Below are 15,489 nucleotides of genomic sequence, written 5' to 3'. Positions count from 1 at the left end.
GGGGATGAGCTTCGGCTCCGTGCTGCGGCGCGGAGTCCTGGCCGGCGTGTCCGCCGGCCTCGCGGCGGCGGCCGTCATCTGGCTCGTCGTCGAGCCCGTCATCCGTCGAGCGCTCGCGGTCGAGGACGCTCGCTCGCTCCACGGCGGCCAGTCCGCACCGCTCGTCCTGCATGCCCACGGTGACGGCGAGCCCCTCGTATCGCGTGCCGCGCAGGTCGTCGGCGGTGCCGTCACCTCGGTCCTCGTCGGGATCGCGGTCGGCGTCATCTTCGCGGTGGTCTTCGCCCGGCTCCACGAGCGGCTCCCCGGCCGTGGCGACTTCGGGCGCTCCATGGTGCTCGCCGCTGTGGCCTTCTCGGCCGTGAGTCTCCTTCCGGCCGTGAAGATCCCGTCGAACCCGCCCGCCGTGGGAGACCCGGCCACCGTCGGCCGGCGCACCCTGCTCTATGCCGTCGTCCTCCTCCTCGGCGTGGCGATCGCCCTCGTCGTTCCCATGCTCGACCGCTGGATCGCGGGACGCGGCACAGCGGCGCCGACGCGCTGGGCGCTCGACACGGTCGCGGTCGTCGTCCTCGTCGCACTGGTGCTCCTCCTCGTGCCGGGATCGCCCGACACGGTGCCCGCCGACGTGCCGGCCGCGCTGCTCTGGGACTTCCGGCTCGCGTCGCTGGCCCAGCTCGCGGTCATGTGGCTGACGCTCGGGCTCGTCTTCGGCCTGCTCATGGAGCGGGCCGCGGCGCCCCGGCGCTCGGGGGACGTGGAGCAGGCCGGGCCCTTCGCAGCCGTCTCGGCGTGACGGCATACGGCGACGACGTCTGCATCGTCCGCGTCTGCCGGGACTGCTGCTGCGGCACCGAACGCAAGCATCCCGGGGTCGACCACGACGGGCTCCTCGGCCGCCTCGAGGCTGGCACCCGTGGTCACGCGCGCGTGCTGCGCAGCGACTGCCTGCTCGCGTGCGACGAGTCGAACGTGGTCGTCGTGACGCCCTCGCCCGCCGGCCGTCGCGCCGGCGGGCGGCCGGTGTGGCTGCGCGCGGTGCTCGACGACGCTGCCGTCGACGACATCACCCGCTGGGTTCGGCTGGGTGGTCCCGGCGTCGGGCCGGTGCCCGAGACGGTCGGCCAGCGGGCGTTCGCGCCGAGCGGCCTGGCCCTGTCCTGGGCGGCGGTCTGACCCGTTCGGATGAACGCGCTCGGATGAGCGCGCTCAGACGAACGACTCGAGGTCGTCGCGCATCCGCGTCAGCTCCGGCTGCTCCCCGTAGGACAGCTCGAGTGTGCTGAGGGCCCGAAGGACCAGACGTCGGCCCTCGTCGTCGATCTGGCCGGTCAGGCGCAGCAGCGTGAAACCGGCACCGACGATGATGAAGGCGGCGTCGACGTCGTCCTCGGTGTCGAGGTCCGCGATGAGGCCGTCGACGTCCGCCGGGTCGTCGAACCCGTCGGCCAGCAGGTCTCGGACCGTCGAGGTCGGGCCGAGCTCGTCGACGCGCTCCGCCCACTCGGCGAGCAGGTCGGCACCCTCGTCGTTGCCGAAGGGCGCGAACTCGCCCTCGGCGTCGTCGTAGATCGGGCTCGTGAAGTGGTCGGTGAACGCGTCGTCCGCCGGTGCGTCGACGCGGGTCTCGGACGTCCCGCTGTCGGTGAACTCGTCATCCATGACGTCCAGCATGCCTTGTCACGTGGCGGCGTGGACGAACCGGGGGGCAGACCTGGCCGTCGTCGTGACGTGGGTGCCCGTCGCGCAGCCAGAGCACGCAGCTCTGCTGGATGACGCCCCGATGGCGCGGTCCCTCGCAGACCTCCTTCAGGCTGCCGGACTGCTGAGTCCGACTATGTGCCAGGACATTCCGCGGTGGCGATAGGTGACGACCAGATGTGGCCGCCGTGCCGCGGCGGTCATGGCCGCAGGGTCGTGCGCGTAGGTGCGGAACGCGATGCCGCGCACACGGAACCACAGGTTCTCGACCGCGGTGATGCTGCGGACCAACGGGTTGCGCGGTGGATGGCTGAACACGAGCAGGCGGGCAGCATGGTCGGCTGCCGCGGTCAGCAGCTTCTCGTGGTCCGGGTAGCAGCACACGACCCGGTGCAGCACCACGATGTCGTGCTGCTCGACCGCCTCAGGGGAACGCGCCAGGTCCACCTGCCGGCGGCTGATGCGGTCGGCGACCCCGGCCTCCGCAGCCAGGACGGCGGCGTCGGCGTCGTAGGAGTCCGCCAGCTCCAGGTTGGTGGCGCGGGCCGCGCCCCGTCGCAGCAGCTCGAGCTGGATCGCCCCGACACCCCCGCCGATCTCGAGCACGGTGGCGCCGGCCACGCCGTGATCGCTGAGGAACTCGACCATCCGGGTCGCGGTCCGGTCGAGGCCGCGCCGGCGGTAGCGCCTTGCGAGGTGCCGGGAGAAGCGGGCGCCGAACATCCGGTTGTACCCGGCCCGCTCGCAGCATCCGCCCATGTCGGCAGTATCCGCGCCTCGGACGAGCTCCGGAAGCGGCCTGGGCCTCCAGCGACGCCGTCCCGGGAGCGGCCTCACCTGTGAGGAGGACCTGAGGTGAGCCCAAAGGGGCTCCTTGGGCCGCTCAGTCGACGAAGCGTGGGGTCCACACCTGCCCGTGTCCGGTGACCCGGGTGCCGGAGGCGCAGACGACGACGAGGCACTTCATGTCGATGCTTGCCGGGTCGAGGTCCCCGAGGGTAGTGACGGTGATCGAGTCCTCGGCGCGGCCCACGTCGCGGCCGACGACGACGACGGTGTCCGTCGTCCGCTCCTCGAGGAGGACCTCGCGGGCGCGGGCGATCTGCTCGGTGCGGCTTCGTGACGCGGGGTTGTAGAGGGCGATGACGAGGTCGGCCGAGGCGGCGGCGCGGAGCCGTCGCTCGATGACCGACCACGGCTTGAGCCGGTCGGACAGCGACATGATCGCGAAGTCCCCGCCGAGCGGGGCGCCCGCCCGTGCGGCGACCGCCTGCGCCGCGGTGACGCCGGGCAGCACCCTCACCGGCACGTCGCCGTAGCCGTGCGTGTCCGCCGCCTCGAAGACCGCTGAGGCCATGCCGAAGACGCCGGCGTCGCCACCGGAGACGACGGCGACCCGCTCGCCCTTGCGGGCCAGCTCGAGGGCGTCGCGGGCCCGGTCCACCTCGACGGTGTTGCCCGACGCGTGCCGGGTCAGGCCCGCGCGGTGCGGGACCCGGTTGACGTACGGCGCGTAGCCGACGACGTGGCCGACCTCGGCGAGTGCTGCGGTGGCCTCAGGGGTCAACCACCGGTCGGGTCCCGGGCCGAGGCCCACCACGACCACCTCGCCGACGACCTCGCGGACGAGCGCGGGAGCCGGGTCGGCGTCGCGTTGGGAGGACCCCGTCGCCGCGGACGATGCTGCCCGGCCCGCGTCGTCGGCACGCAGGTCCTTGCCAGGCACGACGACCATCGACATGTAGGGCACCGTGGCGGCGTCGACGTCCGAGACGGGTAGCACGCGCTCGGCGTCGGAGCTCGCCCGCTCGACGTAGCGCGCGTCCTCGAGCCGGCCGGCCTGGCGCAGCGCCTCGCGGACGTTCTCGAAGGTGCGGCCGAGCTTCATGACGACAGCAGCCTCCGTGTCGGCGAGGCGACGGGCCAGCTCCGGCACCGGCAGGGTGCCGGGGAGGATCGTCAGCACGTCCTCGTGCCGGCACAGGCCGGTCGCGACCGCGGCGGCCGAGCCGCTGACGGACGTGACACCCGGGACCACGGCGGTGTCGTAGCGGTCGGCGAGGCGGTCGTGGAGGTACATGTACGTGCCGTAGAAGAGCGGGTCGCCCTCGGCGAGGACGACCACGTTGCGACCCGAGTCGAGATGTGCCGCAATGCGGTCCGCGGACTCGTCGTAGAAGTCGGCCATGAGCCCGTGGTAGCCGAGCGGGTGGTCGGTGCTGCCCGTCGTCACCGGGTAGACCAGCAGCTCCTCGATGGCGCCGTCGGCGAAGTAGGACGAGGCGATGCGCCGGGCGATGGAGTCGCCGCGTGGTCCGCTGTGGAACGCGACGACGTCGGCCTCGCCGATGAGTCGCGCGGCCTTGACGGTGACGAGCTCGGGGTCGCCGGGGCCGACACCCACGCCGCGCAGCCAGCCGCTCACAGCTCCTCCTCGCGAGCCAGCGCGTTGACCGCGGAGGCGGCGAGCGCGGAGCCGCCGCGACGCCCGCGGACGACGAGCCAGGGGATGTCGAACGGGTTCTCGGCGAGGGCGGTCTTCGACTCGGCCGAGCCGATGAAGCCGACGGGGATGCCGACGATCGCAGCCGGCCTCGGGCCGCCGTCGGCGATGGTCTCGAGCAGGTGGAAGAGGGCGGTGGGGGCGTTGCCGATCGCGACGACGGAGCCGTCGACACGGTCACCCCACAGCGAGACGGCTGCAGCGGACCGGGTGGTGCCCCACGCCTTCGCCAGAGCCGGCACGCGCTCGTCACGGAGGGTGCAGACGACCTCGTTGTCGCGGGGCAGCCGCGCCCGGGTGATGCCCGACGCGATCATGTGGGCGTCGGTGAGGACCGGCGCCCCGGCCTTCAGCGCTTCGCGTGCCGCCGACACGAGGCGGGGGTGGACGGCGATGTGCTGGGTCAGCTCGACGTCTCCGCTCGCGTGCACCATGCGTACCGCGACGACGCGCGCGTCCTCGGGCAGGTGGTCGAGACGGGCCTCGGCGCGGATCGTGGCGAACGACCGGCGGTAGATCTCCGCCCCGTCGGTGACGTACTCGTACCGCCGGGTCGGCGGGCCGTGCACGTCATTGGTCACGTCCGTCACGACGTCTCCTCCTCATCCCCCGTCGACTGGTCACTCTCGTTCCGTACGGAATCGACCACTCGACGACGTGGCTCTGCGTCGATCCTCGAGTGGTCACTTTCGCACGCCTCCGCGGCGTCTCGACGGGATGGGGCGTCCTCGTCGCGGACCTGCCGCAGGGCGCTGCCTGGAGAGACCGGCGCCAGGATGTCCACGTATGCCGTCGACGGCGTGCCGCAGCGGCGCTCGCACCCGCTGACGTGCACGGGGAGACGGCCGGCGGGCAGGACCGGGGCCAGCCGGCGAGCGAGGGCGCGGGTGTCGAGCGCCGAACGGGCGCACCCGGGCAGGCCGGTGCACGCATGCAGGCGGTGCCACGCCGACTCGGGGTGGGTGGCGAGACCAGCCTCCTCGAGGTCGGCCAGGGCGGCGGCACCGTGCTCGACTACGAGCGAGCGCCACGGGGTGACGCGTACCTCGTCGGTGACCCGCCCGAGGGCGCCGACGTGCTCGCGGCGGAGCAGGCCGAGGGGGACGGCCACGACGGCGTGGTCGCCGACCGCACCGAGCGGACGCGCGGGGCGCGCAGGTAGGTCGACCCCTGTCGTGGGGGCGGGACCGAGGGGTGCGTCGAGCTCGTGCACGTGCCAGGCGGTCTCGCCGCCTCGGGTCCGCTCGACGAACTCGCGGGCCAGGGCGAGGAGCGTCGGCACGGCAGCCTCGAGCGGGACGTCCCAGCCCCGGTGCGTGCCCCCGGCGAGGACGACGCAGCGGCCCCGGCCCGTGGCGAGCACGCCGAGGTCGAAGGTCTCGCGGATGACGTCGCCGCGGCCGTCGTCGAGTGCGAACAGGAACCGGCCACCCAGTCGTGCGAGGTCAGGGTCGGCGCAGAGGGCGGCGTCGAGGGCCCGCGTGACGTGACGCACGTCGCAGTGTCCGGCGTCGTCCAGGCCCGAGAGCGGCGACGCGACGACGTTGCGGACGAGCTCGTGCGACAGTGACGGGACGAGGCCGGTCGACTCGATCGACTCACGGACCGAGCACGACAGCGGGTCGGGCAGGCCGCGCAGCTGGAGGGCCGCGCGAGACGTCAGCTGGATCGCTGGATCCGGCTGTGACTCAACGAGATCGAGCAGCCGTGCGAGTGCCTCGACAGGTACCGGCCGGCCGGCCGGTCGGAGCCGCACGATGGAGCCGTCAGCCGCCACGAACGGTCGGCCCACACCGGGGCAGGCGTCGGCGGCCTGGCGCGGTCGGCTCGTCGGGGCGGTCACGCGGCACATGGTAGGCCCGCATCGCGTGCCCGCGAGAACGCCGTCTCAGTCGCTCTCGGGCACCCAGACGTACTGGGGCGTCTGGCAGACCTCCACGAAGCCGAGTCGCTCGTAGGTCGGCCGGCCCATCGCGGAGGCCATGAGCACGGCCTCGGTGCAGCCCCGTTCCCGGGCCACGTTCATGAGGGTGGCGGTGACGGAATACCCCGTGCCGCGTCGCCTGGCGGACGCCACGGTGGCGATGTTGTAGATGCCGGCGATGGACCCGGTGCGGAACACCGACCCGGCGCTCACCGGCTCACCCTCCAGCCGCGCGAGGACGTGGAAGGCGGTCCCGTCGGGGACCGATGCGAGCGCGTGCAGCAGCGGCTCGGACACGAGGTCCGGGAAGCCGAAGCCCGCGGTCATGACGTCGACGAGCTCCGGCGTCACCGGGCTGACCACGACCTCGACGCCCGGTGGCGTACGCGGGTCGAGCGGTGCGGTGAGCGGCACGTGCATGCCCGGCTCGGCACTCGGCGCGAGGCCGCGGGACCGCAGCACGGCATCCATCTCCGGTGTCAGGGTCGACGGAGTGGCCCACCAGAGGAACGGGAGGCCGCGGGCGAGGAAGTGGTCGAGGACCTCCGCCGTGCGGCGCGCCTCGGTGCCCGGGGCGAACTGTGCGCCGCTGATCGCGTTGAAGAGCGGGAACGCGACGTCGCTGGTGTACGCGATGACGTCGTCGTCTGGGAGCGCCTGCACGTGCTCCGTCGCAGCGAGGAGTCGGAACTGCGCGATGAGGTTGCCCTCGACCGCGGCCACCCTGGGATCGGTCACCTTGGCACGCTAGCCAGCAGCGGGGACGGCCCGCAGCGGAATGGCGAGCTATCCACCCGCTAGGGTGACCGGAGCGTCGTCGACCAGGAACCCGGTGAGAGTCCGGGACGGTCCCGCCACTGTGAGCCCGCCCGACGAGGGTCGGTGAGTCAGGAACTGCCGGCAGCGCTTCACATCCTTTACGACCGCGGGGCGTGGACACCCCGCCGAGGAGATCCTTGTGACGCGCATCGCGCTGCTCTCGACGTCAGACACCGACCTGCTGTGCGCCCGCGGGAGTGGTGCCGACTACCTGCTCGCCAACCCGTCGCGACCCGGCCACACCTCGATGGCGGAGGCGATCGAGGCCGCCGACATCGTCGTGGCCCGCATCCTCGGCGGACCGCAGGACCTGTGCGAGGGCTTCCGCCACATCCGCGGCACCGGCAAGCCGATGGTCGTCCTCGGCGGCGAGCAGACCCCGAACGCCGCCCTGATGGACCTCTCGACCGTGGCGCCCGGAGTCGTGGCGGAGGCGCATCGCTACCTCGCCGAGGGTGGCGCGGCGAACCTCCGCGAGCTGCACGCGTTCCTCGCGGACACGCTTCTCATGACAGGCGAGGGGTTCGAGCCGCCGGCCGCGATGCCGACGTGGGGTGTCCTCGACCGGCCTGACCCGGCTCCCGTGGCCGGCACCGGCCCGCGCCCGCGTGTCGGAATCCTCTTCTACCGCGCCCAGTTCGCCGCGGAGAACACCGCCTACGTCCACGCTCTCGCCGACGCCGTCGACGCCGCCGGCGGGATCGGTGTGCCCGTGCACGTCTCGTCGCTGCGCGACGCCCCGGCCGACCTCCTCGAGCACCTCACGGCATACGACGTGCTCGTCACGACCGTGCTCGCGGCCGGCGGCACGAAGCCGGCCGGCGCGGGGGCCGGCGAGGACGACGAGGCGTGGGACGTGCAGGCCCTCGCCGCGCTCGACGTGCCGATCATCCAAGGGCTGTGCCTGACGTGGAGCCGCGAGCAGTGGGACGCGAGCGACGACGGGATGAGCCCGCTCGACGTCGCCACCCAGGTGGCCGTGCCCGAGTTCGACGGGCGCATCATCGCGAACGCCTTCTCCTTCAAGGAGACCGACGCCGACGGGCTGCCGCACTACGTGCCCGACCTCGAGCGCTGCGCCCGCCTCGCGACCCTCGCGGTCAACCATGCCCGCCTGCGGCACACCCCGCCCGCCGAGCGGCGCATCGCGGTCGTCCTGTCCGCGTACCCCTCGAAGCACTCGCGCATCGGCAACGCCGTCGGCCTCGACACCCCCGTGTCGATCATCCGGCTGCTGCGCGCCATGCGTGACGCCGGCTACGACCTCGGCGAGCCCGGCGACATCCCGGGCACCGGACCGCTCGAGCCCGTCGAGGGCGAGAGCGCGGACACGACGGCCGGCAACGCGCTCATCCACGCCCTCATCGAGGCCGGCGGCCAGGACGAGGACTGGCTGACGCAGGAGCAGCTGTCCGGCCAGCCCGTGCGCATCCCCGCGGCGCGCTACCGCGAGCACTTCGACCGCTTGCCGGCCGAGCTGCGGGACGCCGTGACCGAGCACTGGGGGGAGGCGCCGGGAGAGGTCTTCGTCGACCGCCACACCGACGCCGCCGGCGAGCTCGTCGCCGCGAGCATCCGCGCCGGCAACGTCGTCGTGCTCGTCCAGCCGCCGCGTGGCTTCGGCGAGAACCCGATCGCCATCTACCACGACCCGGACCTGCCGCCGACGCACCACTACCTGGCCGTGTACGACTGGCTCGCAAGGGATTTCGGCGCGCATGCCATCATCCACATGGGCAAGCACGGCAACCTCGAGTGGCTACCCGGCAAGAACCTCGCCCTGTCCGCGGCCTGCGGTCCCGACGCGACGGTCGGGTCGATCCCGCTCGTCTACCCCTTCCTCGTCAACGACCCGGGCGAGGGCAGCCAGGCCAAGCGCCGCGCCCACGCGACGATCGTCGACCACCTCGTACCGCCGATGGCGCGGGCCGAGTCCTACGGCGACATCGCCCGCCTCGAGCAGCTGCTCGACGAGTACGGCAACGTCTCCGTCATGGACCCGGCCAAGGCGCCGGCCCTGCGCGCCGAGATCTGGACCCTCATCCAGGCCGCGCAGATGCACCACGACCTCGGCCTCACCGACCGCCCGGACGACGACGCCTTCGACGAGTTCGTCATGCACGTCGACGGGTGGCTGTGCGAGGTCAAGGACGTCCAGATCCGGGACGGCCTCCACGTCCTCGGTGAGGCCCCCGCGAGGGAGGGCCTCACCAACCTCGTGCTCGCGATCCTGCGGGCCAACCAGGTCTTCGCCGGCGCCGTGGGCGCCGTGCCGGGGTTGCGGACGGCGCTCGGTCTGAGTGAGGGGCACTCCGAGCGTTCGTCCGTCGACGACGCCGAGGAGCGGGCGAGCGCGCTCGTCGCCGCCCTCGCCGAGGCCGGCTGGGACGCGGCAGCCGTGCCCGGCATCGTGCGCGACCAGCTCGGTCCCGACCCGCAGGTGGACACCGAGGGCGTATGCCGTTCGCTGGCGTTCGCGTGCCGTGAGGTCGTCCCGCGCCTGCTCGCGACGACGGGCGAGATCGATGCGGTGCTGCACGCCCTCGACGGCGGCTACGTGCCTGCCGGCCCGTCGGGCTCGCCGCTGCGAGGTCTGGTCAACGTGCTGCCGACCGGGCGCAACTTCTACTCGGTCGACCCGAAGGCCATCCCCTCGCGGCTCGCCTGGGAGACGGGCCAGTCGCTCGCCGACGACCTGCTCGCCCGGCACCGCGCCGACACCGGCGAGTGGCCCCGGTCCGTCGGACTGTCGGTCTGGGGCACGTCGGCGATGCGCACGTCCGGCGACGACATCGCCGAGGTCCTGGCGCTGCTCGGCGTGCGCCCGCGCTGGGACGAGATGTCGCGCCGCGTCGTGGGCCTCGACCCCATCCCGCTCACGGAGCTCGGCCGCCCGCGGATCGACGTCACGGTGCGCATCTCAGGGTTCTTTCGCGACGCCTTCCCGCACGTCATCGCGATGCTCGACGACGCCGTGCGGCTCGTGTCCGAGCTCGACGAGTCGCCCGACGACAACTACCTGCGCGCCCACGTGGCGGCCGACCTCGCCGAGCACGGCGACGCCCGCCGCGCCACGACCCGGATCTTCGGGTCGAAGCCCGGCTCCTACGGCGCCGGGATCCTCCCGCTCATCGAGTCGGGCAGCTGGCGGTCCGATGCGGACCTCGCGGAGGTCTACGCGACGTGGGGCGGCTTCGCGTACGGGCGCGAGCTGGACGGCATACCGGCTCGCGCGGATATGGAGCGCACGTACGCGCGCATGGACGTCGCCGCGAAGAACATCGACACCCGCGAGCACGACATCGCCGACAGCGACGACTACTTCCAGTACCACGGCGGCATGGTCGCGACGGTCCGCGCGCTGACCGGGCGCGAGCCCAGGGCGTACGTCGGCGACTCGACGACGCCCGACTCGGTCCGCACGCGCAGCCTTACGGAAGAGACCGCGCGCGTCTTCCGCGCCCGCGTCGTCAACCCGCGGTGGATCGCGGCGATGCGCCGGCACGGGTACAAGGGCGCGTTCGAGCTTGCCGCGACGGTGGACTACCTCTTCGGGTTCGACGCGACGGCCGGTGTCGTCACGGACTGGATGTACGAGCAGCTCGCGCAGACGTACGTGCTCGACAAGGAGAATCGCGACTTCCTCCAGCACGCTAACCCGTGGGCGCTGCACGGCATGATCGAGCGTCTGCACGAGGCCGTCGACCGCGGGCTGTGGGAAGAGGCGGACGCCGAGCTGCTCGCCGAGCTCCAGCAGGTCTACCTCGACGTCGAGGGCGACCTCGAGGACTGACCCGCCTCCGGAACCTGCAGGCGTATGCCGTCCGCGGCGTTGGATCGCGCGTCAGGTCGCGCGGTCGATGTCGTCGGGGCGCACCAACCGCGCGGTCTCGGCGCGATCAGGATCGTCGGGTTCGGGGAGGACCGGCTGTTCGGTCGGGTAGAGGCCGACGGCGAACCCGTAGACCGTGTCGCCCGACCGCGGCAGCGCCGTGAACTCGCGGACGAGTCCCTCGACCCGACGCCAGAACTCCGACGCGCTCTCGCGCGGGATGCGGACGTGGCGCAGGGTGCTGTAGAGCGTGTCGTCCTCGTGGGCCGGCACCGACTCGGCGGCCGCGACCGACAGCCCGTTGACGCACACCGGCGTCGTCGTGTCGCCCGGGCGGCGGGCTACGCCGATGTTGATGGTGCGGCCGGTACGGCCGTAGTAGCGCTCGTCGATCGCTCGTACGCGACGGGTGCGCACGACCCTCAGCATCCCGGCGTGGACGAGCACGCCGACGTGGTGGGCGACCGTGCTCTTGGGCCGCCCGACCGCTGCCGCGAGCTCGGACACGGTCGCGGCTCGCTCGAGGAGGAGGTCGAGCAGCGACGACCGGAGTGGGTCGGCGATGGCCCGCAGCTGGGCAGGCGTCGTGATCTCCACCGTGTCGGGGAGGTCGTAGTCAGGCACCTGGCTATTGATCGACATTATTGGATCAGTCTAGATTGTTGGATTGAAAGAGCGGAACACCGAACCGCACACCGAGCGGCACATCGAGCAGCACATCGAGCAGCACAGGAGTCAGCATGGCCGAGGTCATCCTCTTCCACCACGCGCAGGGCCAGACCGAGGGCTTCCGCGCCTTCGCCGACGCACTGCGCTCCGCGGGCCACACGGTCCACGCGCCTGACCTCTACGACGGCAAGAGCTTCACGACCCTCGACGACGGGATGGCCAACGCGCGGTCCATCGGCTTCCAGAGCCTGCTGGACCAGGGCGTCGCAGCCGCCGAGGACCTGCCCGACGACCTCGTCTACGCCGGGTTCTCGCTCGGGGTCATGCCGGCCCAGCAGCTCGCGCAGACCCGATCCGGTGCGCGCGGCGCTCTCCTGCTCGACTCCGCGATCCCGCTCGGCGAGTTCGCGCCCGAGTGGCCGGCCGGTGTCCCGGTGCAGGTGCACGGCGGCGAGGCCGACGAGTTCTTCATGGACGAGGGCGACGTGGACGCGGCCCGTGACATCGTCGCCGCAGCGCAGGACGGCGCGCTCTTCACGTACGCCGGGTGCGGCCACCTCTTCGCCGACGCCAGCACGACGGCCTACGACGCGGATGCTGCCGCGCTCGTCATGCAGCGCGTCCTCGCCTTCCTCGAGCGGCTCTAGGCATCCAGACCGGTCTCGTGCGCGAGCACCTCGGCGCCACGGGTCAACCGCACGACGACCACAGCCCAGAGCGCGTACGTCACGACGGAGGTCGCCGCGAGGAGCAGCACCCGTTCACCCTGGGGCGGTGCGGTCAGGTCGTCCGGTGACCACAGTGGGGGCGTCGTCAGCGCGGCCCAGAGGACGGCCCAGACCCACACCGTCCATGAACGTCTGCCGTGGATCGCCTTGTCCATGCGCGAGATCCGCACGGGAGGGAGGATCCAGCTGACGACCGGCAGGACCCACATGACCCACAGGCCCAGGTCGGTGGCCCGGGTGTGGAGCCGGTGCGCGCGGAGGAGCAACCACTGGAGCCGGACCAGCCAGACGCACGCGAGGACCCCGGCCGCGAACCACAGCAGCATGGCCGGCTCGAACGTCTAGCTGCGGCACCGCTCAGCGAGTCGGTTCGGTCGGCTCGGTCGCTCCGGACTCGGGCGTCAGCGAGTAGTAGATCTCGTCGGACCGCGTACCGTCGGGGTTGGGCAGTCGCCCGGCCAGCCGGCCCTCGGCCCGGAAACCGGCCCTCGTCGCAGCCTTGCCGGATGCGACGTTGTCGACCTTGTGCCCCAGCTCGAGCCGTGCGACTCCCGCCTCGCGGAACGCCCAGTCCGACACGAGCCGCAGCGCGCGGGCCGTGAACCCGCGCCCTCGGAAGTCCGGCACGACGCCGTAGCCGAGGAGGCCGATCCCGGGCGGACCCATCCGCATGACACCGATGACCCCGGCGCCGCGGCCCGTCTCGACATCGATCATGACGAACCGCGCCGCCCGCCCGCGCCGCCACTCGACAGCAGCCCCGGCGGCGACCCTCCGTGCATCGTCATCGGTCAGCGGCTCGTCGGTGAAGGCCCAGCGCAGCGACTCCTCGTTGTTGTGCTCGTCGCGCACGACCTCCCAGTCCCCGGGCCCGAGCGGCCGCACCGCCACGACCCCGTCGCTGAGCGTCCCGGTCGCCGGGAACGCGGGGCCGGACGGGCCGACACGAGCCGGCACCGGCGCGTCGGTCGGCTGCCGCAGCAGGTAGGTGTCCATGACCCAGCCATGACGCTCGCGGGCCTCGGCACGCACCCGGTGCACCTCGTCGACGACGTCGCCGAGCCGGCCGGCAACGAGCAGCTCGTCGGGCGAGCCGAGGTAGGCGCCCCAGAAGAGCTCGAGCTGCGGGTACGCGTCGACCAGGCCTGCGCACGCCAGGTGCCCGTCGAGCATGACGACGACGTCGCCGAGCGCGAGGTCGTACTCCTCGACGAGGCGGCGGCCGGTCGTGATGTGGATCGGGGCGCCGATGCGGTTGAGTGGGATGCGGTGCCGGGCGGCGAGCAGCTGGGGCGCGCTGATGCCAGCGATGACGTCGTGCTCGACGGCGACTCCGGCCGCGGCGTACCGCGCGACCAGCGCGTCGACGACGCGGATCGTCGAGTCGTAGAAGGCCGGGTCGCCCCACACGAGGAAGCCGACCGTCGTCTCGCTGTCCGGGAGCCCGTCGATGACCTCGGCGTACGCGTCGACGCGCGCCGCGTGCCAGTCGCGCACCCCTCGGTCGTATGCCGTCGCGTCGCGTTCGGCGTCCGGCCCCCGCCGCGGGTCGGGCACCTCGACGACGCGGTACGCGTGGTCGGCCGGGATCAGGGCGTCGCACACCGCCTGCCGGGCGGCGACGAGGTCGGACTTGACCTCGCCCTTGTCGGCGACGAGGAAGACGTCGACCGTCGCCAGAGCGCCGGCGGCCTCGCCGGTGACGTGCCCCGGGTTGCCCATCCCGATCCCGATGACCCGGATCCGCCCGATCACGAGGTGGACCCCGCCCGGGTCAGTGCGAGCAGGGCGTCGACGTCGACGTGCTCCTCGAGGGCGTCGGCGAGGGTGTCGAGCATCCGCTCACGTCGCTCGGCGAAGCCCGGGGCCCCGGGCTGCGGCTGCCACTGCGAACCGACTGTCGACGCGACCTGGGCGAGCCAGACCCGTCGGAAGTCGTCGCTCTCGAACGCGCCGTGCCACATCGTCCCCCACACCGGGCCGACGTGCCAGCCGTCGAGGAACCCTTGCACTGCAGGCGGATTCGCGACCTCGCCGTTGGCCGGCGGAAGGCGGCGGGCGATGCCGTGGTGGATCTCGTATGCCGTGTCGACGCTGTGTCCCGACCACGACCCTGTCGGCCGAGCGAGCACCTTGGCCTCGCCGAACTCGACCCGGACCGGAAGCAGCCCCAGCCCGGGCACGACCCCGACCCGCCCCTCGACGTCGTCCTCGATCTCCTGTCCGAGCATCTGGTAGCCACCGCACACGCCGAGTACCGGACGCCCGGCAGCCACCCGACGCGACACGACGTCGGCCAGACCGCGCTCGCGCAGCCACGCGAGATCGCTTGCGGTGGAGCGGGATCCGGGCAGCACGAGCAGGTCGGCCGTCTCCGCCACGGCTGGGTCGACCGTCACCAGGACGTCGACGCCGGGCTCGGCGGCGAGCGCGTCGACGTCGGTGGCGTTCGAGATCCGCGGGAGTCGCACCACGGCGACCTTGAGCCGGTCGCGGGCCGTCGCCGACAACGCCGTCGACGCCCGCCAGTGGCCGACCTCCAGGGTGTCCTCGCTGTCGAGCCACACGTCGAGCAGCCAGGGGATGACGCCGTGGAAGGGCACCCCGGTGCGCGCGGTGATCTCGTCGAGGCCCGGCTCGAGCACGGACACGTCGCCGCGGAACTTGTTGATGACAAAAGACTTCAGCGACGCCCGGTCGTCCTCGTCCAGCAGCGCCCAGGTGCCGTAGAGGGCTGCGAGGATGCCGCCGCGGTCGATGTCGCCGACGACCACGACCGGCAGCCCGAACTCGCGTGCGAGTCCCAGGTTGACGTAGTCGCCCGAGCGCAGGTTGATCTCCGCCGGCGATCCCGCGCCCTCGCAGACGACGAGGTCGTATGCGTCCGCGAGCTCCCGGTAGGCCGCGAAGGCGGCGTCGGCGAGATGCGCCCGCCCCGCGGCATACTGCCCCGCCTCGAGGGTGCCGGCAGGCTCGCCGCGCACGACGATGAACGAGCGCCGGTCGGTGCCCGGCTTGAGCAGCACGGGGTTCATCGCCGTCGTCGGCTCGAGCCGTGCGGCGACGGCCTGGAGCCACTGCGCCCGCCCGATCTCGCCACCGTCGAGGCACACCATCGAGTTGTTCGACATGTTCTGCGCCTTGAACGGCGCGACGCGCAGGCCACGGCGCACGAGTGCCCGGCACAGGCCCGCGACGATCACGGACTTGCCGGCATCGGATGAGGTGCCGGCGACGAGGAGGCCGGAGGGGGCGGGCTGGACCACTCGGCCATCCTGCCCGACCGGCATCCTGCCGCCGGACCGGGTCCTAC

At 72.7% G+C, this 15,489-nt stretch carries 14 protein-coding genes and 1 riboswitch; of the genes, 4 read left to right on the top strand and 10 right to left on the bottom strand.

Going from position 1 to position 15,489, the window contains the following annotated elements; translation table 11 throughout:
* Positions 1–4: 4 nt before the first annotated feature.
* Both H9I49_RS01740 and H9I49_RS01735 read left to right on the top strand, forming a co-directional pair.
* The gene (locus H9I49_RS01740) at positions 5–796 is read left to right on the top strand and encodes a CbtA family protein (protein ID WP_223128222.1); all 792 of its coding nucleotides are present in this window, start codon (positions 5–7) and stop codon (positions 794–796) included.
* Positions 793–1,176 carry a hypothetical protein gene (locus tag H9I49_RS01735; protein ID WP_188028595.1) on the top strand — a complete coding sequence of 128 codons (384 nt, stop codon included), beginning with the start codon at positions 793–795 and terminating at the stop codon, positions 1,174–1,176. Before H9I49_RS01740 ends, H9I49_RS01735 begins: the two co-directional genes overlap by 4 nt.
* 33 nt (positions 1,177–1,209) lie before the next feature.
* On the opposite strand, the gene H9I49_RS01730 is transcribed toward H9I49_RS01735, so the two are convergent.
* The 6 genes from H9I49_RS01730 to H9I49_RS24270 form a co-directional block, all read right to left on the bottom strand.
* Positions 1,210–1,662 (bottom strand): hypothetical protein, encoded by a 453-nt coding sequence (locus H9I49_RS01730; RefSeq protein WP_188028594.1) that lies wholly within the window; start codon positions 1,660–1,662, stop codon positions 1,210–1,212.
* A gap of 147 nt (positions 1,663–1,809) precedes the next feature.
* Positions 1,810–2,460, bottom strand: a complete 651-nt coding sequence (locus tag H9I49_RS01725; RefSeq protein WP_188028593.1) for a bifunctional 2-polyprenyl-6-hydroxyphenol methylase/3-demethylubiquinol 3-O-methyltransferase UbiG — start codon at positions 2,458–2,460, stop codon at positions 1,810–1,812.
* 124 nt (positions 2,461–2,584) lie between these two features.
* Positions 2,585–4,126, bottom strand: coding sequence for a precorrin-2 C(20)-methyltransferase (locus tag H9I49_RS01720; protein WP_188028592.1), 1,542 nt, complete (start codon positions 4,124–4,126; stop codon positions 2,585–2,587).
* Entirely contained in the window at positions 4,123–4,794 is a 672-nt protein-coding gene (locus H9I49_RS01715) for a precorrin-8X methylmutase (RefSeq protein ID WP_370587385.1), read from the bottom strand. The genes H9I49_RS01720 and H9I49_RS01715 overlap by 4 nt, the downstream gene beginning before the upstream one ends.
* Positions 4,791–6,047 (bottom strand): precorrin-3B synthase, encoded by a 1,257-nt coding sequence (locus tag H9I49_RS01710; protein WP_188028591.1) that lies wholly within the window; start codon positions 6,045–6,047, stop codon positions 4,791–4,793. Before H9I49_RS01710 ends, H9I49_RS01715 begins: the two co-directional genes overlap by 4 nt.
* A 45-nt stretch (positions 6,048–6,092) precedes the next feature.
* Positions 6,093–6,866 (bottom strand): GNAT family N-acetyltransferase, encoded by a 774-nt coding sequence (locus H9I49_RS24270; protein ID WP_188028590.1) that lies wholly within the window; start codon positions 6,864–6,866, stop codon positions 6,093–6,095.
* A 43-nt stretch (positions 6,867–6,909) separates the two neighbouring features.
* Positions 6,910–7,045: riboswitch (cobalamin riboswitch) on the top strand.
* A gap of 41 nt (positions 7,046–7,086) precedes the next feature.
* Here H9I49_RS24270 and cobN point away from each other — a divergent pair.
* Positions 7,087–10,740, top strand: a complete 3,654-nt coding sequence (gene cobN / locus H9I49_RS01700; RefSeq protein WP_188028589.1) for a cobaltochelatase subunit CobN — start codon at positions 7,087–7,089, stop codon at positions 10,738–10,740.
* A 51-nt stretch (positions 10,741–10,791) separates the two neighbouring features.
* Here the strand turns inward: cobN and H9I49_RS01695 are convergent, their stop codons facing one another.
* On the bottom strand, positions 10,792–11,421 hold the full coding sequence (locus H9I49_RS01695) for a helix-turn-helix domain-containing protein (RefSeq protein WP_188028588.1): 630 nt from the start codon (positions 11,419–11,421) through the stop codon (positions 10,792–10,794).
* Positions 11,422–11,519: 98 nt separating this feature from the next.
* Between H9I49_RS01695 and H9I49_RS01690 the strand changes: the two genes are divergently transcribed.
* Positions 11,520–12,095 carry a dienelactone hydrolase family protein gene (locus tag H9I49_RS01690; protein ID WP_188028587.1) on the top strand — a complete coding sequence of 192 codons (576 nt, stop codon included), beginning with the start codon at positions 11,520–11,522 and terminating at the stop codon, positions 12,093–12,095.
* Here the strand turns inward: H9I49_RS01690 and H9I49_RS01685 are convergent.
* From H9I49_RS01685 to H9I49_RS01675, 3 genes are read right to left on the bottom strand one after another with little or no spacing between them, the layout of a single operon-like run.
* Positions 12,092–12,502, bottom strand: a complete 411-nt coding sequence (locus H9I49_RS01685) for a hypothetical protein (protein ID WP_188028586.1) — start codon at positions 12,500–12,502, stop codon at positions 12,092–12,094. The two genes, H9I49_RS01690 and H9I49_RS01685, sit on opposite strands and share 4 nt — an antisense overlap.
* A 31-nt stretch (positions 12,503–12,533) precedes the next feature.
* Positions 12,534–13,931: a precorrin-6A synthase (deacetylating) gene (cobF, locus tag H9I49_RS24265; protein ID WP_188028585.1), complete on the bottom strand. Its 1,398-nt coding sequence runs from the start codon at positions 13,929–13,931 to the stop codon at positions 12,534–12,536.
* A complete protein-coding gene (locus H9I49_RS01675; RefSeq protein ID WP_188028584.1) occupies positions 13,928–15,466 on the bottom strand; it encodes a cobyric acid synthase in 1,539 nt (512 codons plus the stop codon). Before H9I49_RS01675 ends, cobF begins: the two co-directional genes overlap by 4 nt.
* Positions 15,467–15,489 lie beyond the last annotated feature (23 nt).

This window comes from Terrabacter sp. MAHUQ-38 (genome assembly GCF_014518425.1).
Classification (GTDB): domain Bacteria; phylum Actinomycetota; class Actinomycetes; order Actinomycetales; family Dermatophilaceae; genus Terrabacter.
This window is presented reverse-complemented; position numbering and strand designations above follow the sequence as displayed.

Excerpts from the sequence above, each read along its gene's own strand:
- H9I49_RS01685 (WP_188028586.1), bottom strand. The coding sequence starts at position 12,502 with ATGCTGCTGTGGTTCGCGGCCGGGGTCCTCGCGTGCGTCTGGCTGGTC.
- H9I49_RS01675 (WP_188028584.1), bottom strand. The coding sequence starts at position 15,466 with ATGCCGGTCGGGCAGGATGGCCGAGTGGTCCAGCCCGCCCCCTCCGGC.
- H9I49_RS01740 (WP_223128222.1), top strand. The coding sequence starts at position 5 with ATGAGCTTCGGCTCCGTGCTGCGGCGCGGAGTCCTGGCCGGCGTGTCC.
- H9I49_RS01725 (WP_188028593.1), bottom strand. The coding sequence starts at position 2,460 with ATGGGCGGATGCTGCGAGCGGGCCGGGTACAACCGGATGTTCGGCGCC.
- H9I49_RS01695 (WP_188028588.1), bottom strand. The coding sequence starts at position 11,421 with ATGTCGATCAATAGCCAGGTGCCTGACTACGACCTCCCCGACACGGTG.
- H9I49_RS01730 (WP_188028594.1), bottom strand. The coding sequence starts at position 1,662 with ATGGATGACGAGTTCACCGACAGCGGGACGTCCGAGACCCGCGTCGAC.
- H9I49_RS01690 (WP_188028587.1), top strand. The coding sequence starts at position 11,520 with ATGGCCGAGGTCATCCTCTTCCACCACGCGCAGGGCCAGACCGAGGGC.